17 protein-coding genes are annotated in these 16,890 nt (G+C 51.1%); 15 read left to right on the top strand and 2 right to left on the bottom strand.

Going from position 1 to position 16,890, the window contains the following annotated elements; all coding sequences use genetic code 11:
* The first annotated feature begins 38 nt into the window (after window positions 1-38).
* The 13 genes from lspA to K7G97_RS10915 all read left to right on the top strand — a co-directional run bounded on the left by lspA (window position 39) and on the right by K7G97_RS10915 (window position 14,028).
* Window positions 39-515 carry a signal peptidase II gene (gene lspA / locus K7G97_RS10975; protein ID WP_023468792.1) on the top strand — a complete coding sequence of 159 codons (477 nt, stop codon included), beginning with the start codon at window positions 39-41 and terminating at the stop codon, window positions 513-515.
* Window positions 512-1,435 (top strand): RluA family pseudouridine synthase, encoded by a 924-nt coding sequence (locus K7G97_RS10970; protein ID WP_223040585.1) that lies wholly within the window; start codon window positions 512-514, stop codon window positions 1,433-1,435. The genes lspA and K7G97_RS10970 overlap by 4 nt, the downstream gene beginning before the upstream one ends.
* A 248-nt stretch (window positions 1,436-1,683) precedes the next feature.
* Complete coding sequence (pyrR, locus tag K7G97_RS10965; protein WP_035396895.1) at window positions 1,684-2,214, top strand: bifunctional pyr operon transcriptional regulator/uracil phosphoribosyltransferase PyrR; 531 nt, start codon at window positions 1,684-1,686, stop codon at window positions 2,212-2,214.
* A gap of 51 nt (window positions 2,215-2,265) precedes the next feature.
* Entirely contained in the window at window positions 2,266-3,579 is a 1,314-nt protein-coding gene (locus K7G97_RS10960) for a uracil-xanthine permease family protein (protein WP_223040584.1), read from the top strand.
* 123 nt (window positions 3,580-3,702) lie between these two features.
* The gene (locus K7G97_RS10955; RefSeq protein WP_223040583.1) at window positions 3,703-4,638 is read left to right on the top strand and encodes an aspartate carbamoyltransferase catalytic subunit; all 936 of its coding nucleotides are present in this window, start codon (window positions 3,703-3,705) and stop codon (window positions 4,636-4,638) included.
* A complete protein-coding gene (locus K7G97_RS10950; protein ID WP_223040582.1) occupies window positions 4,622-5,893 on the top strand; it encodes a dihydroorotase in 1,272 nt (423 codons plus the stop codon). The genes K7G97_RS10955 and K7G97_RS10950 overlap by 17 nt, the downstream gene beginning before the upstream one ends.
* Window positions 5,886-6,974 carry a carbamoyl phosphate synthase small subunit gene (locus K7G97_RS10945; RefSeq protein ID WP_223040581.1) on the top strand — a complete coding sequence of 363 codons (1,089 nt, stop codon included), beginning with the start codon at window positions 5,886-5,888 and terminating at the stop codon, window positions 6,972-6,974. Before K7G97_RS10950 ends, K7G97_RS10945 begins: the two co-directional genes overlap by 8 nt.
* Window positions 6,967-10,176 (top strand): carbamoyl-phosphate synthase large subunit, encoded by a 3,210-nt coding sequence (carB, locus tag K7G97_RS10940; RefSeq protein ID WP_055968653.1) that lies wholly within the window; start codon window positions 6,967-6,969, stop codon window positions 10,174-10,176. The genes K7G97_RS10945 and carB overlap by 8 nt, the downstream gene beginning before the upstream one ends.
* Window positions 10,173-10,904, top strand: coding sequence for an iron-sulfur cluster-binding protein (locus K7G97_RS10935; RefSeq protein ID WP_223040580.1), 732 nt, complete (start codon window positions 10,173-10,175; stop codon window positions 10,902-10,904). Before carB ends, K7G97_RS10935 begins: the two co-directional genes overlap by 4 nt.
* The gene (locus K7G97_RS10930) at window positions 10,901-11,833 is read left to right on the top strand and encodes a dihydroorotate dehydrogenase (protein WP_223040579.1); all 933 of its coding nucleotides are present in this window, start codon (window positions 10,901-10,903) and stop codon (window positions 11,831-11,833) included. The genes K7G97_RS10935 and K7G97_RS10930 overlap by 4 nt, the downstream gene beginning before the upstream one ends.
* Window positions 11,808-12,509, top strand: coding sequence for an orotidine-5'-phosphate decarboxylase (pyrF, locus tag K7G97_RS10925; protein ID WP_223040578.1), 702 nt, complete (start codon window positions 11,808-11,810; stop codon window positions 12,507-12,509). The genes K7G97_RS10930 and pyrF overlap by 26 nt, the downstream gene beginning before the upstream one ends.
* Entirely contained in the window at window positions 12,503-13,138 is a 636-nt protein-coding gene (gene pyrE / locus K7G97_RS10920; RefSeq protein WP_223040577.1) for an orotate phosphoribosyltransferase, read from the top strand. The genes pyrF and pyrE overlap by 7 nt, the downstream gene beginning before the upstream one ends.
* 80 nt (window positions 13,139-13,218) lie before the next feature.
* Complete coding sequence (locus K7G97_RS10915) at window positions 13,219-14,028, top strand: GNAT family N-acetyltransferase (protein WP_223040576.1); 810 nt, start codon at window positions 13,219-13,221, stop codon at window positions 14,026-14,028.
* A 101-nt stretch (window positions 14,029-14,129) separates the two neighbouring features.
* Here K7G97_RS10915 and K7G97_RS10910 read toward each other — a convergent pair whose 3' ends face one another.
* Window positions 14,130-15,101 (bottom strand): zinc-binding dehydrogenase, encoded by a 972-nt coding sequence (locus tag K7G97_RS10910; RefSeq protein WP_223040575.1) that lies wholly within the window; start codon window positions 15,099-15,101, stop codon window positions 14,130-14,132.
* Window positions 15,102-15,103: 2 nt separating this feature from the next.
* The gene (locus tag K7G97_RS10905; protein WP_023468778.1) at window positions 15,104-15,595 is read right to left on the bottom strand and encodes a lactoylglutathione lyase family protein; all 492 of its coding nucleotides are present in this window, start codon (window positions 15,593-15,595) and stop codon (window positions 15,104-15,106) included.
* A gap of 104 nt (window positions 15,596-15,699) precedes the next feature.
* Between K7G97_RS10905 and K7G97_RS10900 the strand changes: the two genes are divergently transcribed.
* Together K7G97_RS10900 and K7G97_RS10895 are read left to right on the top strand one after the other, a co-directional pair.
* The gene (locus K7G97_RS10900; protein WP_223040574.1) at window positions 15,700-16,014 is read left to right on the top strand and encodes a winged helix-turn-helix transcriptional regulator; all 315 of its coding nucleotides are present in this window, start codon (window positions 15,700-15,702) and stop codon (window positions 16,012-16,014) included.
* A gap of 19 nt (window positions 16,015-16,033) precedes the next feature.
* Complete coding sequence (locus K7G97_RS10895; RefSeq protein ID WP_195865510.1) at window positions 16,034-16,723, top strand: metal-dependent hydrolase; 690 nt, start codon at window positions 16,034-16,036, stop codon at window positions 16,721-16,723.
* Window positions 16,724-16,890 lie beyond the last annotated feature (167 nt).

Here is a 16,890-nt window from a genome sequence, read left to right as displayed (position 1 = left end):
GACGTCCCTCATTATTTTTGGATGCGGAGGACAATAGGATGTGGCTTTACTTAGGGATTGCTGCTTTACTCGTTGGAATCGACCAGTTGACGAAATGGATCGTCGTTCAAAACATGACGATCGGTCAAGCGATCACGGTCATTCCGGATTTCTTTTATCTCAACTCGTATCGGAATCGGGGCGCTGCGTGGGGAATGCTCGAAGGTAAATTCGGCTTTTTCTTCATCGTTACAGTCGTCGTCGTCATTGGATTGATTTACTTCCTCTACAAGGAAGGCACGAAAAATAAGGTATTTGCTTGGAGCATCGCGTTATTGCTCAGTGGTGCGATCGGAAATTTCATTGATCGAATGGCACGAGGAGAAGTCGTTGATTTCTTCCACTTCTTCCCGTTCGGCTATAATTTTCCAATCTTTAATGTCGCAGACGTCTGTTTGACGTTTGGTGTCATCACGATGCTGATCAGCGTCATGTTTGAAGAACGGTTGACTAAGAAAGGAACGATGGATAAATGAATGAAGTAGAAACATGGTCCGTACAAGCGGATGGAGCGACAGGGCGCATTGATAAATGGCTCGCAGAACAAAACGATTGGTCGCGTTCGCAAGTACAGGAATGGTTGAAAGCGGGACGTGTCGAAGTCGACGGTCGTGTCGTCAAACCGAACTATAAATTATCGGGAACGGAATCGATTGTCGTTCATATCCCGGAAACGGTGGAGCTCGAGATCTTACCGGAAGACATCCCACTTGAAGTCGTGTATGAGGACTCGGACGTCATCGTCGTCAACAAACCAAAAGGGATGGTCGTCCACCCGGCGGCAGGTCATGTCTCAGGAACGCTCGTTAACGCCTTATTACACCACTGTCAAGATCTCTCAGGCATCAATGGCGTCAAACGTCCAGGAATCGTTCACCGGATCGATAAGGATACGTCTGGTCTGTTGATGGTTGCTAAGAACGACTTAGCGCATGAATCACTCGCGCATCAATTAAAAGAGAAGACGACGGAACGTCTCTACATCGCGCTCGTGCACGGTGAAATTCCGCACGAACTCGGAACGATCGAAGCCCCAATCGGACGCGATAAGAACGACCGTCAACGGATGACGGTAACGGATAAGAATTCAAAGTCTGCCGTAACCCATTTCCGTGTTCTCGATCGGTACGAAGGCTTTACGGTCGTTGAATGTAAACTTGAAACAGGACGGACGCACCAAATCCGTGTCCATATGCGTTATATCGGTTTCCCGCTTGCGGGTGACCCGAAATATGGTCCACGTAAGACGATGAAAATGAACGGTCAAGCCTTGCATGCTGCGGTTCTCGGTTTCGAACATCCACGCACAGGTGAGTGGATGCGCTTTGAAGCACCGCTCCCAGAAGAGATGACATTTGAAATCGGTCAATTGAAAAAACTTGAATTAGAGTCTTGACGTTTTTCTAATAAAACGGTAGAGTATCACCTAGAGAGCGATGCGAGACATCCTCTACTGACACTTCGGTCGTCCGAGTGACGATCCTACCTAACTAGTATCACCTTTAATCGAGTCCGGAGAGGCTGCGAAAGGGAGAACCTACCACGATCGTGCGTAGGCATGCATACAACACGTATGCCATGATTCTGTCTTCGATGACCTTCTGCGGATTTCCGCAGAAGGTCTTTTGTATGAAAGGAGAAACCATGAAACCAGCCGTCATCTTAGATGAAGCCGCGATCGGACGTGCACTGACACGGATCGCCCATGAAATCATCGAACGTAACAAAGGAATTCATGATTTGATGATCGTCGGAATCAAGACGCGAGGCGAGACACTCGCTCGCCGACTTGCGAAGCGCATCGAACAAATCGAAGGAAAACCGGTCTTACTCGGTGTCGTCGACATCTCGATGTACCGGGATGACTTGTCGAAACGAAGTTTAGAACCAGAAATCAAAGGTTCTGATCTACCGGAAGACATCACCGGGAAAATCGTCGTCCTCGTTGACGACGTCCTCTACACAGGCCGCACTGTTCGCGCCGCGATGGATGCGCTCGTCGACCATGGAAGACCGAGTATGATTCAACTCGCTGTCCTCGTCGACAGAGGACATCGGGAGTTACCGATTCGACCAGATTTCATCGGTAAGAACGTCCCGACATCCCGTGAGGAACAAGTCGTCGTCGCACTCGCCGAAGTCGATGAAGCCGATCAAGTATTCATTAAACGCTAAAATTCAAAACCTTTAAGGTGGTCCAGAGAGACCAGAAAGGGAGTCATCCATATGGCAAAACATGCCGCAGTACTTGGTGTACAAGAAGTACCTACTCACCCTCTAAATTGGCTGATGCTCAGCCTGCAACACGTCTTCGCGATGTTTGGTGCGACCGTGCTCGTCCCGCTCTTAACGGGACTCAACACATCGGTCGCGCTCGTCGCAAGCGGAGTCGGCACACTGATTTTCCTCGCCGTCACCCGCTTCAAAGTACCCACATATCTTGGTTCAAGTTTTGCCTACATCGCCCCAATTATTGCCGTCAGTGAACGGTGGGGTGTCGAGGATGCCTTAATCGGCGGAATGGTCGCTGGACTCGTCTACGGACTTGTCTCACTCCTCATCCGCTACACGGGAGCTGCTTGGTTGCTTCGCTTACTCCCACCGGTCGTCATCGGACCGGTCATCATGGTCATCGGTCTATCGCTCGCCCCGACCGCTGTCAACATGGCGATGAACGGAGCGGACGGTAAGTACAACGGACTGTACTTCCTCGTTGCGATGGTCACGCTCGGCGTCACACTCCTTGCGATGACGTACTTAAAAGGAATGTGGAGCACGATTCCGATCCTGTTCGGGATCACGGTTGGTTATCTCGTTGCGGCATCAGTAGGAATCATTGACTTCACACCACTTCAACAAGCCACGTTGTTCCACGTGCCGGACTTCACGATTCCGTTCTTGAATTACACACCATCGTGGAATACAGCCGCCTTGCTTCTGATCGTTCCCGTGACGCTCGTCACACTGACGGAGCACATCGGCGAACAAAAAGTGACATCACGGATCATCGGGCGCGAGACGCTCCTCGATCCAGGGATGCACCGGACCGTACTAGGTGACGGGATTGCGAAGACAGTCGCTTCGATGCTTGGCGGACCACCGGTTACGACGTATGGTGAGAACAACGGTGTCATGTCAATCACACGTGTCTACAGTGTCTATGTCCTCGGTGGCGCGGCGGTTCTTGCAATCAGCTTCGGATTCCTCGGATATGTCGAAGGGTTCATCAAGACGATTCCGACACCGGTCATGGGTGGAATCAGTATCCTCTTGTTCGGAGTCATCGCGTCGAACGGTCTCCGGACGCTGACGGAAAGTAAGATCGACCTTGCTGATAAACGGAACTTGACGATCACAGCCGTCATTCTCGTCACAGGTATCGGAGGCGCGGCGCTTAAAATCGGCAACTTCTCTCTCGAAGGAATGGCACTGGCGACGATTCTTGGAATCATCCTGAATCTAGTCCTTCCAAAAACGACAGAGCAGGTCGAAGAAACAACGGAAACCTCTACAACTCAATCGGTAGCTAACAACTTTTAAGACGTTCCGAGAGAACGATAAAGTGAAGGCCATGAAAAGATGCAGGGAATCACTCTGCCTTCTTTCGGCGCACCTTCACTTAGAAGGTGCGCCTTTTTCATGACCTGAAGAGGAGTGAATGATATGAAGACGATTCTAAAAAACCGGCATTTCGTCAACCTAGAAAGTTTATCCACGACAGAAATTAATTCTTTGATTGAACGCAGTCTCGCTTTTAAACGAGGCGAGCCAGCACCAGATTTTTCGGATAAGACGCTCGTCAATCTATTCTTTGAAAACTCGACTCGGACACGCTCTTCCTTTGAAATGGCAGAGCATCGTCTGAACATGCATCTACTGCCGTTCGAAACGGCGACTTCCTCCGTGCAAAAGGGAGAAACGTTACGCGATACATGCAAGACACTCGAAGCAATCGGCGCAGATGCTTTGGTCATTCGCCATGGAGCAACCGGATATTACGAAGAACTGATGCAGACACTCGATATTCCGATCATCAATGCGGGAGACGGGAGCGGTCAACATCCGTCCCAGTCCTTACTCGATTTGATGACGATCGTCGAAACGTACGGAACGGTCGAAGGAAAAGTCGTCGTCATCTGTGGGGACTTACAACATAGTCGCGTTGCCCGATCGAACGCGGACATCTTAAAGCGACTCGGTGCCATCGTTTATGGATCAGGACCTATTGAGTGGTACGACCCTGCGATGGGCATACCGTATCTTCCGATGGATGAAGCCGTCGAGCAGTGCGACATCTTGATGTTACTGCGTGTCCAGCACGAACGGCATGACGGGACGACACGATTTGATCCAGCAGTCTACCACACAACGCACGGATTGACACATGAGCGGATGAACCGTCTGAAGCATTCCGCGATCGTGCTTCATCCGGCACCGGTCAATCGGGGAGTCGAGATTGCCGACGAACTGGTCGAACATCCGCGATCGCGGATTTTTGAACAGATGAAAAACGGTGTCTTTGCACGGATGGCGATTCTGGAATGGTGCTTTTCAACGAAATCAATCAAAGGAGACGATGCAGATGACAACACGAATTGAGAATGCGAGATGGTACGAGGCGGGACAAGTTCGAACGGGAGATATTCGGATTGAAGCCGGGAAAATCACGGATTTAGCAGCAACACCGCAAGCGAATGAAACGGTCATTGATGCGTCCGGATTATTCGTTGCACCAGGATTCGTCGACATCCATGTCCACCTGCGGGAACCGGGTGGCGAACATAAGGAGACGATTGCGACCGGCACGGCAGCGGCGGCAGCGGGTGGATTCACGACGATTTGTCCGATGCCGAACACGCGCCCCGTACCAGACGATCGTCAAACACTTGATGCGTTGTTCCAAAAGATTGAAGAGACGGCGTCCGTTCGGGTTTTGCCTTACGCGGCGATTTCAAAAAATCAACTCGGACAAGAACTCGTCGCGTTCGACCAATTAACAGATGCCGTCGCGTTCACGGATGACGGTGTCGGCGTCCAGACGGCAGCAGTCATGCGGACAGCGATGCAACAAGCGGCACGGCTCGGGAAAACGATCGTTGCCCACTGCGAAGATGATTCGTTAAAAGCAGGATGTGTGCATGAGGGAACCTACAGTCGACGGGAAGGACTACAAGGTATTCCGTCGCTTGCTGAGAGCATCCACATCGCACGTGATGTCCTGATTGCAGAAGAAACCGGCTGTCATTATCACGTTTGTCATGTCTCGACGAAGGAATCGGTCCGTGTCATCCGTGACGCGAAACGAGCAGGGATCCGGGTGACGGCAGAAGTCACACCGCACCATCTGGTATTGATCGATGAAGACATACCGAATCAGGATTCGAACTTTAAAATGAATCCTCCCTTGCGGAGTGAAGCAGATCGCCAAGCATTGCTTGAGGGGCTAGCGGACGGAACGATTGATTGCATCGCGACTGATCACGCTCCACATGCGGCAGAAGAGAAGGCACTCGGTATCGAACGTGCCCCGTTCGGCATCACAGGGTTCGAGACGGCCTTCCCACTCCTCTATACGAAGCTTGTTGCTGAAGGAGAGATGACACTTGAGACACTGATCCGGAATTTGACGGACAAGGCAGCAGCCATCTTTGAACTTCCTTACGGGAGACTCGAAGTGGGGGCGGAAGCAGATCTGGTTTTGCTTGATCTAGAAACGGAGCGTACCGTATCACCGGAACGATTCCGCTCAAAAGGCAAGAACACACCGTTCGCAGGAGAACGGTTAAAAGGATTCCCGGTCATGACGCTCGTCAAGGGAGAAATCGTATTCAAGGAGGACACAGCACATGCGTAAACGGACACTGATACTAGAAGATGGGATGACGTTTGAAGGAACGGCGTTTGGCTCAGATACGACAACAACAGGAGAGGTCGTCTTCCAGACCGGAATGACAGGGTATCAGGAAATGTTATCGGATCCATCTTACTGCGATCAGATGATCGTGTTGACGAACCCGTTGATCGGAAACTACGGGATTAACCGAGAAGATTATGAGACGACGCGTCCGCTCGCTAAAGCACTGATCGTCCGTGAACATTGTCAGACGCCGTCGAATTTCCGGAGTGAGATGTCGCTCGATGCAGCACTTCAAGATCTTGATATTCCAGGATTAAGTGGAATCGATACGCGCCAGTTGACACGGCATATCCGTTCGAAAGGTGTCATGCGTGGACGACTCGTTGACGGTGAGTTCGATTTAGCAGCAGAACTGGTTCATCTTCAAAACGCACCTATCGAGACGGATCAAGTCAAGCGAGCCTCAACGGAACGAGCGTACATCATTCCGGGTGCTGGACCGCGAATCGTTCTCGTCGATTTCGGTGCGAAGCTCGGAATCGTCCGCGAACTCGTCAAACGCGGCTGTGAAGTCGTCGTCGTGCCCTACGACGTCAGTGCAACGGAAGTCTTACGCTATCGTCCGGACGGTGTAATGCTATCGAACGGACCAGGGAATCCAAAGGATGTCCCAACGGCGATTCCGATGATTCAAGAATTGACGGGAAAAGTCGTCATCTTCGGCATCTGTCTCGGTCATCAGTTGATTGCACTAGCGCACGGGGCGGATACGTTCAAGCTCCCATTTGGTCACCGAGGGGCGAATCATCCAGTCCAAGATATCCGGACAGGTCGCGTCGATATCACGTCGCAAAACCACGGGTATGCCGTTGACGAACAGTCCTTACACGATACCGTGCTTGAAGTGACGCATCTTGCGATCAACGACGGAACGGTCGAAGGAATCCGTCATACGACAGCAGCGGTCTTCTCCGTCCAGTACCATCCGGAAGCATCACCTGGTCCAATGGATGCGAACGGTCTATTCCAACAGTTTTTAGAAGAAATCACGAAACAACAGGAGGTCTCTCATGCCTAAACGTCAAGATATCCAGAAAATTCTCGTTATCGGGTCCGGTCCTATCGTGATCGGACAAGCAGCTGAATTCGACTACGCTGGAACACAAGCGTGTCAAGCCTTGAAGGAAGAAGGATATGAAGTCATCCTCGTCAACTCGAACCCAGCAACGATCATGACGGATCCAACGGTCGCTGATCGTGTCTACATCGAGCCCCTCCAAGCAGAGTTCGTCTCACGGATCATCCGCAAGGAACGTCCGGATGCCTTGCTTGCGACACTCGGAGGTCAGACGGGTCTGAACTTGGCTGTCGAACTGGATCGTCTCGGTGTCCTTGCTGAGTATGGTGTCGAATTACTCGGTACGAAATTGTCAGCAATCGAAGAGGCAGAAGATCGTGATTTGTTCCGTCAACTGATGTTTAAACGCGGGCATGGTGTGCCGGACAGTGAAATCGTGCATACGCTTGAAGAGGCACAACAATTCCGGCAACAGATCGGTTTACCGATCATCATCCGTCCGGCGTATACGCTTGGAGGAACGGGCGGTGGAATCGCTAACACACCAGAAGAGTTCACGCGAATCGTCGAAGGGGGACTCAAGGCAAGTCCGGCAACACAAGTACTTCTAGAAAAATCAATTGCCGGGATGAAGGAAGTCGAGTTCGAAGTCATGCGCGATGCGACGAATCAGGCGATCATCGTCTGTGCGATGGAAAACTTCGATCCCGTCGGTGTTCATACTGGAGACTCGATCGTCTTCGCTCCGACACAAACGCTATCGGATCGCGATTATCAATTGCTACGAAACGTCTCGCTCGATATCATTCGTGCACTCGGGATCGAAGGTGGATGTAACATCCAGTTCGCACTGGATCCGACGAGCTTCGACTACTATGTCATCGAAGTCAATCCACGTGTCTCACGCTCGTCTGCACTCGCATCAAAAGCGACGGGTTACCCAATCGCAAAACTGGCTGCGAAGATTGCCGTCGGGTATGCCTTGTCCGAATTAAAGAACCCGATCACCGAGACAAGTTTTGCTTCCTTCGAACCGGCACTCGATTATGTCGTCGCCAAGATTCCGCGCTGGCCGTTCGATAAATTCGAAACGGCAGACCGGACACTCGGCACACAGATGAAAGCAACTGGTGAGGTCATGGCAATGGGACGGACGATGGAAGAGGCCTTACTAAAAGCCGTTCGTTCGCTCGAGATCGGTACAGCGGATCTGTATATGCCACGATTCATCGAAATGGCAGACGATGCCTTACAACAAGCGATTCGCCAAGCGACGGACGATCGACTCTTCGCCTTGTACGCGGGCTTCGTCCGCGGTTACAGCGTCGAACAGATTCATGACTGGACGGCGATTGATCGCCTGTTCCTAGAGAAGTTGCACCATATTTGGCAGCTCGAGCAATCGGTCGCAGCTGGTTTGACACCTGAACTACTCCTGCATGTGAAGCGGTATGGATTCAGTGACCCGATGCTCGCCCGGATCACCGGACAAACGGAAACGGAGATTCGCCGGATGCGTGAAGCACAAGCGATTCACCCGGTCTATAAGATGGTCGATACGTGTGCGGCAGAGTTCGCGTCCGACACGCCGTACTACTACGGGACATACGAACGCGAAAATGAAGCGATCGCGACGAACCGTTCTTCGATTCTCGTCCTAGGATCGGGACCGATCCGGATTGGTCAAGGCGTTGAGTTCGATTATGCGACAGTCCATTCGATTCAAGCGATTCGTCAAGCCGGCTACGAAGCGATCATCGTCAACAACAATCCAGAAACCGTGTCGACCGACTTCTCGATCTCCGATCGGCTTTACTTTGAACCACTGACGACGGAGGACGTCCTGGAAGTCATCCGAAATGAACGTCCGCTCGGTGTCATCGTCCAGTTCGGTGGACAGACGGCGATCAACTTAGCCGAGTCATTAGCAGCAGAAGGTGTAAAAATCCTCGGGACATCGCTTGAGGATCTCGACCGGGCTGAGGATCGGAAACAGTTCGAAGCAGCATTGACGGCGCTCGACATTCCACAGCCACCGGGTAAAACGGCCGTAACAGTCGAAGAAGCGGTCACGGCAGCAGCGTCACTCGGTTACCCGGTTCTCGTACGTCCATCGTACGTCCTCGGCGGTCGGGCAATGGAAATCGTCTATGCTCAAGAAGAACTGGAACATTACATGAAACACGCGGTCATCGCCTCACCGGAACGACCGGTCCTCGTTGACCGCTATCTGACAGGAATCGAACTCGAGGTCGACGCAATCTGCGACGGAACGGATGTCGTCATTCCAGGCATCATGGAGCACATCGAACGTGCCGGTGTTCACTCGGGTGACTCGATTGGTGTCTATCCGCCACAACGGGTCTCCCAAGACATCAAGGACCGGATCGTCGACTACACGACACGGATTGCGAAAGCATTCGGCATCAAAGGCTTACTCAACATCCAGTTCGTCTACGCGGACGGCGCTCTCTATGTCCTTGAAGTCAATCCGCGTGCCAGCCGGACGGTGCCATTCATCTCGAAAGTGACGGGACTTCCGGTCGCGCGTCTCGCAACGGACATCATTCTCGGTGAGACACTCGCTTCTTATGGATTAACAAGTGGTGTCCTACCGGAAGAACCACTCGTCTCGGTCAAAGTACCGGTCTTCTCATTTGCGAAGCTTAAAGAAGTTGATCCGACACTCGGACCGGAGATGAAATCAACCGGTGAAGTCATCGGAACGGACCGGACGCTCGAAAAAGCGCTCTATAAAGGGTTGCTCGCATCAGGGATGGCGATTCCAGAGCACGGTCGTGTCCTCTTGACAGTCGCAGATCCAGATAAAGCAGAAATGACGGATCTCGCACGACGCTTTGCCTCACTTGGATTCACGTTACTCGCAACGGAAGGAACGGCAGCGTACTTGACGGAGCAAGGATTACCGGTCCAGACGGTCGGCAAAATCGACTCGTCTTCCGAATCGATGCTCGACGTGATTGAAAAAGGGGAGATCGAATACGTCATCAATACGATGAGTCGGGACTCGCAAGTTACGAAAGATGGCTTCATCATTCGCCGGGCAGCAGCCGAGAATCAAGTCGTCTGTCTGACATCACTCGATACGGCGGAAGCAATTCTACGTGTCATCGAAAGTCGCTCGTTTGAAGCCAGTGCAATCCAAGCCTTCACACATGAAAAGAAAGTGGTGATCCAATGAAGCAACTCTTGACGGTCGTCTCTCGACGAACGGTAGCTCAAGGTGCGACAGAACTCGTCTGTCGCCTTGAGCAACCTCAGGTCATCGCGCCAGGGCGATTCATGCATCTTCGCGTCGGGCCACTCTTACGCCGACCAATCTCGATTGCCCGGGTCGACCATGATTTGATCACGTTTCTCTTTAAAGAAATCGGACAAGGAACAGCAGAACTGGCTTCTTTGCGTCCGGATGATACGATTGATGCCCTCGGACCGCTTGGAAACGGGTTTCCGATTGCTGCTATCCATCCCGCTCAACGCGTCGTCCTCGTTGGTGGGGGAATCGGTGTCCCGCCGCTGTATGAGACGATGCGCCAACTTGTCGCCCGGGGCGTGACATGTGAAGCGATTCTAGGATTTGATACAGCAACAAGTGTTTTTTACGAAGCGGAATTCCAAGCACTCGGCAAGACGACGGTCACGACCGTCGATGGAACGCATGGCACGACAGGATTCGTCACGGCAGCCTTACGTCCAGAAAGCTACGACGTTCTACTCGCCTGCGGACCGGAACCGATGTTGCGAACGTTACAGCAACAACCGATCGAACATAAGTATCTGTCGATTGAAAACCGAATGGGGTGCGGTATCGGAGCATGCTTTGCCTGTGTCTGTCAAACACCGACGGGCGGATACGTCAAGACGTGTTCCGATGGTCCAGTCTTTCGGGCAGAGGAGGTCGTATTATGACGGAACGATTGCGTGTCGAGTTGCCGGGTCTCTCTTTAAAAAATCCGATCATGCCGGCATCCGGATGTTTTGGATTCGGTGAGGAATATGCGAAGTTGTATGATTTATCAGAGCTTGGGGCGATCATGATTAAAGCAGCGACGGGGGAAGAACGCTACGGAAACCCGACGCCGCGTGTCGCAGAGAGTGGGATGGGGATGTTGAATGCAATCGGTCTCCAAAACCCGGGTGTCGATGGCATCCTAACGAATAAATTGCCTTTTCTCGAGACGTTCGATACGGCGATCATCGCCAATGTCGCGGGTTCGACACCGGAAGAATATGAGCTCGTCGCAGAAAAAATGAGTCAGCATCCTGGCATTCATGCACTGGAATTAAATATTTCCTGTCCGAACGTCAAATCGGGCGGAATCCAGTTCGGAACGGATCCGTTGCTTGCCGCTGAGTTGACCCGACGTGTCAAACGAGTCTCGACTAAACCGGTCTACGTCAAACTATCACCGAACGTCACTTCGATCGTCGAGATGGCGCGTGCCGTCGAAGCGGCTGGTGCAGATGGTCTGACGATGATCAACACACTCGTTGGGATGCGAATCGATGTCCGGACGGGACAGCCGATCCTTGCGAACCGTATTGGTGGATTATCAGGTCCGTCGATCAAACCGGTCGCGATTCGGATGATTCATGATGTCGCGCAAGTCATCTCGATCCCGATCATCGGCATGGGTGGCGTGATGGAGGTCGATGATGTCCTCGAAATGATTTACGCCGGGGCTTCGGCCGTTGCCGTCGGTACCGCAAACTTCGTCAATCCATACATCTGTCAAGAATTGATTCAGCAGTTACCAGAACGGATGGACGAACTTGGCATCGATCATATTTTAGACATCAGGGGGAGAGCATATGAATCAACTTTACATCGCGCTTGATTTTCCGACCGAAGCAGAAGTTTTTTCGTTTCTCGAACGGTTTGAAGCGACACGACCAGCCGTGAAAATCGGGATGGAATTGTTTTATGCAGCAGGCGGAACGTTCGTCCGTAAACTCGTCGAGCGTGGACACGCGGTGTTCCTCGATGTCAAAGTCCACGACATTCCAGAAACGGCACGCCGGACGATGCGGATCATCGGACAGCTAGGCGTCGAACTGACGAACGTCCATGTTGCTGGTGGCAAAGAGATGATGATCGCGGCGCGAGAAGGACTGCGTGAGACGAACGCCGAGACACAACTGATTGGCGTGACTCAGTTGACATCGACGGATGAAGCGATGTTACGCGATTTAAAGATTGAAGGAGCGATGCCGGCAGTCGTTCGTGCGTATGCGCACCTCGCAGAAGCAGCGGGACTAGATGGTATCGTCTGTTCAGCACTCGATCTTCCGGAATTAGTTCCAGCCTGTCGGACAGATTTTCGGTTCGTCACACCCGGCATTCGTCCGACGAACAGTCAAGCGGATGATCAAAAGCGGGTCGCGACCGTTCTTGATGCTCGTCAAAATGGAGCGTCGGATTTAGTGATCGGTCGTCCGATTACGCGTGCTGAACATCCAGAACAGGTCTATCAGATGCTACTTGAACAATGGAAGGGGCAATTCTCATGGTAAATCCAATCGCTAGTGCGTTACTCCGTATTGAAGCCGTCACCTTATCGCCAAACGATCCATACACATGGGCAAGTGGACTTCGTTCACCGATCTATTGTGATAATCGGTTGACGCTCTCGTACCCGGCAGTTCGTTCCTTGATTGCAAATGCACTCGCTGAGAAAGTGAAGGGACTTGCAGTCGATGTGATTGCTGGAACCGCTACGGCAGGCATTCCACACGCAGCACTCGTCGCAGAACGGTTAGGATTACCGATGGTCTACGTGCGTAGTGGGAATAAGAAACACGGAAAAGGAAATCAAATCGAAGGTGTCATTCGACCTGGACAACGTGTCGTCGTCATCGAAGACTTATTATCGACAGGGATGTCTGCGATCGAAGCGGCGGAAGCCTTGCAAGCGAAGGGAGCAGATGTCATTCGCATTCAAGCGATCTTCTCGTACGGAATGGAGCGCTTGTCAAATAATCTCCGCGACGCAAAGATTGAAGCGGATGCATTACTGACGTTCGAAGCGTTACTCGAAACCGCACAACAACAAGGCGATATTACTATAGAAGAGCAAAAACAGTTAGCGGATTGGTCGAAAGATCCAGTCGCTTGGAGCGAACGTTTTACAGCGAACGTCTAAAATCGATAGATTCCGTCGGACGACCTACGATTTCTAGTGAATGTTTTGGTACACTAGAAAAATAAAGGAGGTCGTCGACTATGGTGACGCATTATCGTGATTATGAACAGTTCAAAAAGGTCGTCCTCCCGTTTTTGCTTGAACGTCCGGATACCCATCAGTTGATTCTTGGCATATTAGAACGTGGGGATGAACCGCTTTTGATGGCAACGGCACAAGAAGGCGATCATCGTCTCGTCATATTGCAAACGATACCGGAGCAAGCCATCGTCGCAGGCGATGTGTTCTCAAAAGAGGGAATCCGAAAGCTTGCCAGAATTTTGGATAGCCCAGGATTCGTCGGAGAACAGGCGATCTTAGCGCCGCTGTTACTGCCACATTCCATGTATGAGATACATATGGAACAGGGGATGTATGCACTGACGAAGGTCAAGATGCCGCTTGTTCCGAAAAACGTCGTCTTCCGACCGATTTCGGACGATGAAAGACAACAAGCCTTAGCGTTTGCGTCCGGATTTTTATATGAAGTTGAAACACGACCTTCTGAGCGACAGCTTACGCAACTCCATCAGTCGATGACGCGACACATCCAGCAAGAAAGCTTGTTCGGATTGTTTCGTGGAGATATGCTTGTCGCGATGGCGGCAGCGACGCGTCCGACACAAACGGGGATTACGATTTCTTACGTCTATACGCCGAAAGAACTGCGTGGAAATGGGTATGCCTCGTATCTCGTCGCCAAACTATCTGAACATCTACGACAGTCTTATCCGGTCGTGACGCTCTATACCGATTGGTCGAACCAGACAGCGAATAAAATCTATCAGCATGTCGGTTTCGAGTTAGTCGGACGATCCTTACATATCAAAAAACAAGAGCGCTATCGGTAAATATCGGGCATCTTGTTTCGATGTCTAGACATTGATATGCACAACAACAGCCGATCATCCTGTTATCTAAGGACGATCGGCTGTTTCATGTCAAACTGAAATTAATTGAATGTAGCGATGATTTTACCACGGACGTGGCGTTCAGATAAACGTTGTAATCCTTTGACGATGTCAGCTGCTGGAATCTCTTCTGTAACGAGAGGATCGAGTGCTTTTGCTGCGACGAGTTTTAATAACTCGCTTGCCATATGACCGAGGTTTCGGATGGCCCGGTCATCTTCGCTGGCATAAGCAGCCGCGAGTGCCACTTCATGGATCGAAGGGGAGAGCGTGAACGGCTTAACGACCGACTGATCGGGACCACCGGCGATGAAGGCGAGTTGCCCCGAGAAGGCAAGACGTCCGAGATCCGCTGTTGCTTCATCTCGACCGACTGTATTGAAAATCAAGTCAGCACCGCGACCGTTCGTCCAATCGCGGATGACATCCGTGACATTTTCTTTTTTGTAGTCGATGGCAAGATCGGCACCGAGTCGCTTGACCCACTCATGGTTTTCTGTCGAAGCAGTCGTCGCGACCTTAAGACCAAGGCGTTTTGCGAGTTGAATGCCGATGCCACCAACACCACCTGCACCAGCATGGATAAGGATCGTTTCTTTCTCTGTCGTGTTCATCTTCTGAACGATGGCTTCATAGGCAGTCATGCCTGCGCAAAGAATCGCAACGGCTTCAGCGAATGAGACGTCTTCCGGAATCAGGGCGAGGGCACGTGTATCGACGAGTGCATATTCAGCAAAAGCGCCATCGCGTTGCAGGTTCGTATGAATCGCTACACGATCGCCGATTTTCACTTCTGCGCCGGGTCCGATTTGTTCGACGACACCAGCTAGATCGACGCCTGGAATATGTGGAAACGTCCAAGCTGGATTGTTGGTCGCCTTATAGTCGACGGGATTCAGCGCGACGGTCTTGACGCGAATCAAGGCTTGACCTTCTCCTGGCGTCGGCGTCTCGACCTCTTCGAATGTCCATTGATCAATCGCTGTACCTGAGTGATTTAACCATGCTTTCATGTTTAATACGCTCCTTCCGAATACGTGAGTTCATACGAGTGAGAGTAGATTTCAACGAGGTTACCGAATGGATCCTCACAGTATACCATTCGATACGGCTTGTCTCCCGGATAGTATTCGCGGATTGGCATCCGTTGTTTGCCGCCGTGGGCGACGATTTTTTCGACGAGTCCTTCGACGTCTGGATCTTGGATCGCATAATGGAAGATGCCTGTTTTCCAGAATTCGAAGTTATTTTCGGGTTGTTCATTGTTCGGGAACTCGAACAACTCGATTCCGATGCGGTCACCTGTCGCCATGTGAGCAATCCGGAACTTGTTCCATCCTGCACCAAAGACATCCGTACACATGACACCGATGGCAGAATCATCTTCAAGGACATCAGACGGTTCCATGATGATATACCAGCCCATCACCTCTTGATAAAAACGGACGGCTTCGTCGAGATTCGGCACGGAAAGACCGATGTGCGAAAAATTACGTGGATACGTCATGCTTAACACTCCTTTTGCAAAATGATTTACGCATACTCTAACTTACGCTACACTCGATTGCATAGTACGCACTTTGAAGTAACTACTGCGGAGGAGAGAACAACATGTCGACAGAACAATTTCCGGTCAATCGGGCGCTCGCCATCATCGGCGGAAAATGGCGCCCACAATTATATTGCACGTTAGAGAACGGTCCGAAACGTTTTTTAGAGTTACAACGTGCCATTCCCGGGATTTCTCGGAAAGTCTTGACGGATCAATTAAAAGAACTCGAACGACTCGGAATGATCGAGCGGATTGAATTTGATGAAGCCGTCTTACACGTCGAATACAAATTGACAGAAGCGGCATTTACACTGCAACCTGCCATGAAAGGTTTATGTGCATGGGGGGAAGGGAATCAAATATCCGAATCCTAAACGAGAGGCAGTGACATTCATGAAATTGACTTATCACGGACAATCGACAGTAACAATCGAGACGAACGGGCATCATCTCGTCATCGATCCATTTTTTAGCGGTAACGACAAAGCGACGACGAATCCCGATGACGTCAAGGCAGATTTCATTCTTTTAACGCATGCGCATGCCGATCATATGCTTGATGCAGAGCGAATCGCGAAAGCGACGGGAGCGACGATCATCGCTACGCATGAGTTGGCGACGTATCTGAGTTTCAAAGGACTCAACGTTCACCCGATGAACCTCGGCGGACAGTTTGAATTTCCGTTTGGTAAAGTGAAGATGACACAAGCATTCCATTCATCAAGTATCATTGATGAAGAGAAACAAACGATTACGTATATGGGGATGCCAGCTGGATTCTTGCTGACGATTGAAGGAAAGGAAATCTATCATGCAGGTGATACGGCACTGTTCGGGGATTTAGCCCTTTATGGTGCTCATCACGAAATCGATTTAGCCTTCTTACCGATCGGTGATAACTTCACGATGGGTCCAGATGATGCGTTGATCGCTGCAGATATGTTGCAAGCAAAAGCCGTTGTACCGATCCACTACGATACATTTGATTTAATCAAACAAGATGCGAACGCATTCTGTGAAAAGATTGAAGCACAAGGTCAAACGGGTCATCCACTCGCAATCGGCGAGTCACTCGAATTATAATCCGTTCTTAATCACAGGAGAGGAAACGTCAATGTTCCTCTCCTTTTTGTTGATTATTCTTCTGGAATGTCAGCGGTTCATCCGATGACGCTTCCTTCTTCCGCCCGATGGCGAAACGGTGAACTTCTTCTATGATAAGAAGGGGGCTGTTGACAGCCGATTCAGAT

It is taken from the genome of Exiguobacterium acetylicum, assembly GCF_019890935.1.
In the GTDB taxonomy this organism is placed as follows: Bacteria; Bacillota; Bacilli; order Exiguobacteriales; family Exiguobacteriaceae; genus Exiguobacterium_A; species Exiguobacterium_A abrahamii.
Note: the sequence above shows the minus strand (reverse complement) of the source record. Positions and strands in the feature narration are given on the sequence as shown.

What these genes read in the sequence shown, in the direction of transcription:
- lspA (WP_023468792.1), top strand. Translation starts at nt 39, where the DNA reads ATGTGGCTTTACTTAGGGATTGCTGCTTTACTCGTTGGAATCGACCAG.
- K7G97_RS10970 (WP_223040585.1), top strand. Translation starts at nt 512, where the DNA reads ATGAATGAAGTAGAAACATGGTCCGTACAAGCGGATGGAGCGACAGGG.
- pyrR (WP_035396895.1), top strand. Translation starts at nt 1,684, where the DNA reads ATGAAACCAGCCGTCATCTTAGATGAAGCCGCGATCGGACGTGCACTG.
- K7G97_RS10960 (WP_223040584.1), top strand. Translation starts at nt 2,266, where the DNA reads ATGGCAAAACATGCCGCAGTACTTGGTGTACAAGAAGTACCTACTCAC.
- K7G97_RS10955 (WP_223040583.1), top strand. Translation starts at nt 3,703, where the DNA reads ATGAAGACGATTCTAAAAAACCGGCATTTCGTCAACCTAGAAAGTTTA.
- K7G97_RS10950 (WP_223040582.1), top strand. Translation starts at nt 4,622, where the DNA reads ATGACAACACGAATTGAGAATGCGAGATGGTACGAGGCGGGACAAGTT.
- K7G97_RS10945 (WP_223040581.1), top strand. Translation starts at nt 5,886, where the DNA reads ATGCGTAAACGGACACTGATACTAGAAGATGGGATGACGTTTGAAGGA.
- carB (WP_055968653.1), top strand. Translation starts at nt 6,967, where the DNA reads ATGCCTAAACGTCAAGATATCCAGAAAATTCTCGTTATCGGGTCCGGT.
- K7G97_RS10935 (WP_223040580.1), top strand. Translation starts at nt 10,173, where the DNA reads ATGAAGCAACTCTTGACGGTCGTCTCTCGACGAACGGTAGCTCAAGGT.
- K7G97_RS10930 (WP_223040579.1), top strand. Translation starts at nt 10,901, where the DNA reads ATGACGGAACGATTGCGTGTCGAGTTGCCGGGTCTCTCTTTAAAAAAT.
- pyrF (WP_223040578.1), top strand. Translation starts at nt 11,808, where the DNA reads ATGAATCAACTTTACATCGCGCTTGATTTTCCGACCGAAGCAGAAGTT.
- pyrE (WP_223040577.1), top strand. Translation starts at nt 12,503, where the DNA reads ATGGTAAATCCAATCGCTAGTGCGTTACTCCGTATTGAAGCCGTCACC.
- K7G97_RS10915 (WP_223040576.1), top strand. Translation starts at nt 13,219, where the DNA reads ATGGTGACGCATTATCGTGATTATGAACAGTTCAAAAAGGTCGTCCTC.
- K7G97_RS10910 (WP_223040575.1), bottom strand. Translation starts at nt 15,101, where the DNA reads ATGAAAGCATGGTTAAATCACTCAGGTACAGCGATTGATCAATGGACA.
- K7G97_RS10905 (WP_023468778.1), bottom strand. Translation starts at nt 15,595, where the DNA reads ATGACGTATCCACGTAATTTTTCGCACATCGGTCTTTCCGTGCCGAAT.
- K7G97_RS10900 (WP_223040574.1), top strand. Translation starts at nt 15,700, where the DNA reads ATGTCGACAGAACAATTTCCGGTCAATCGGGCGCTCGCCATCATCGGC.
- K7G97_RS10895 (WP_195865510.1), top strand. Translation starts at nt 16,034, where the DNA reads ATGAAATTGACTTATCACGGACAATCGACAGTAACAATCGAGACGAAC.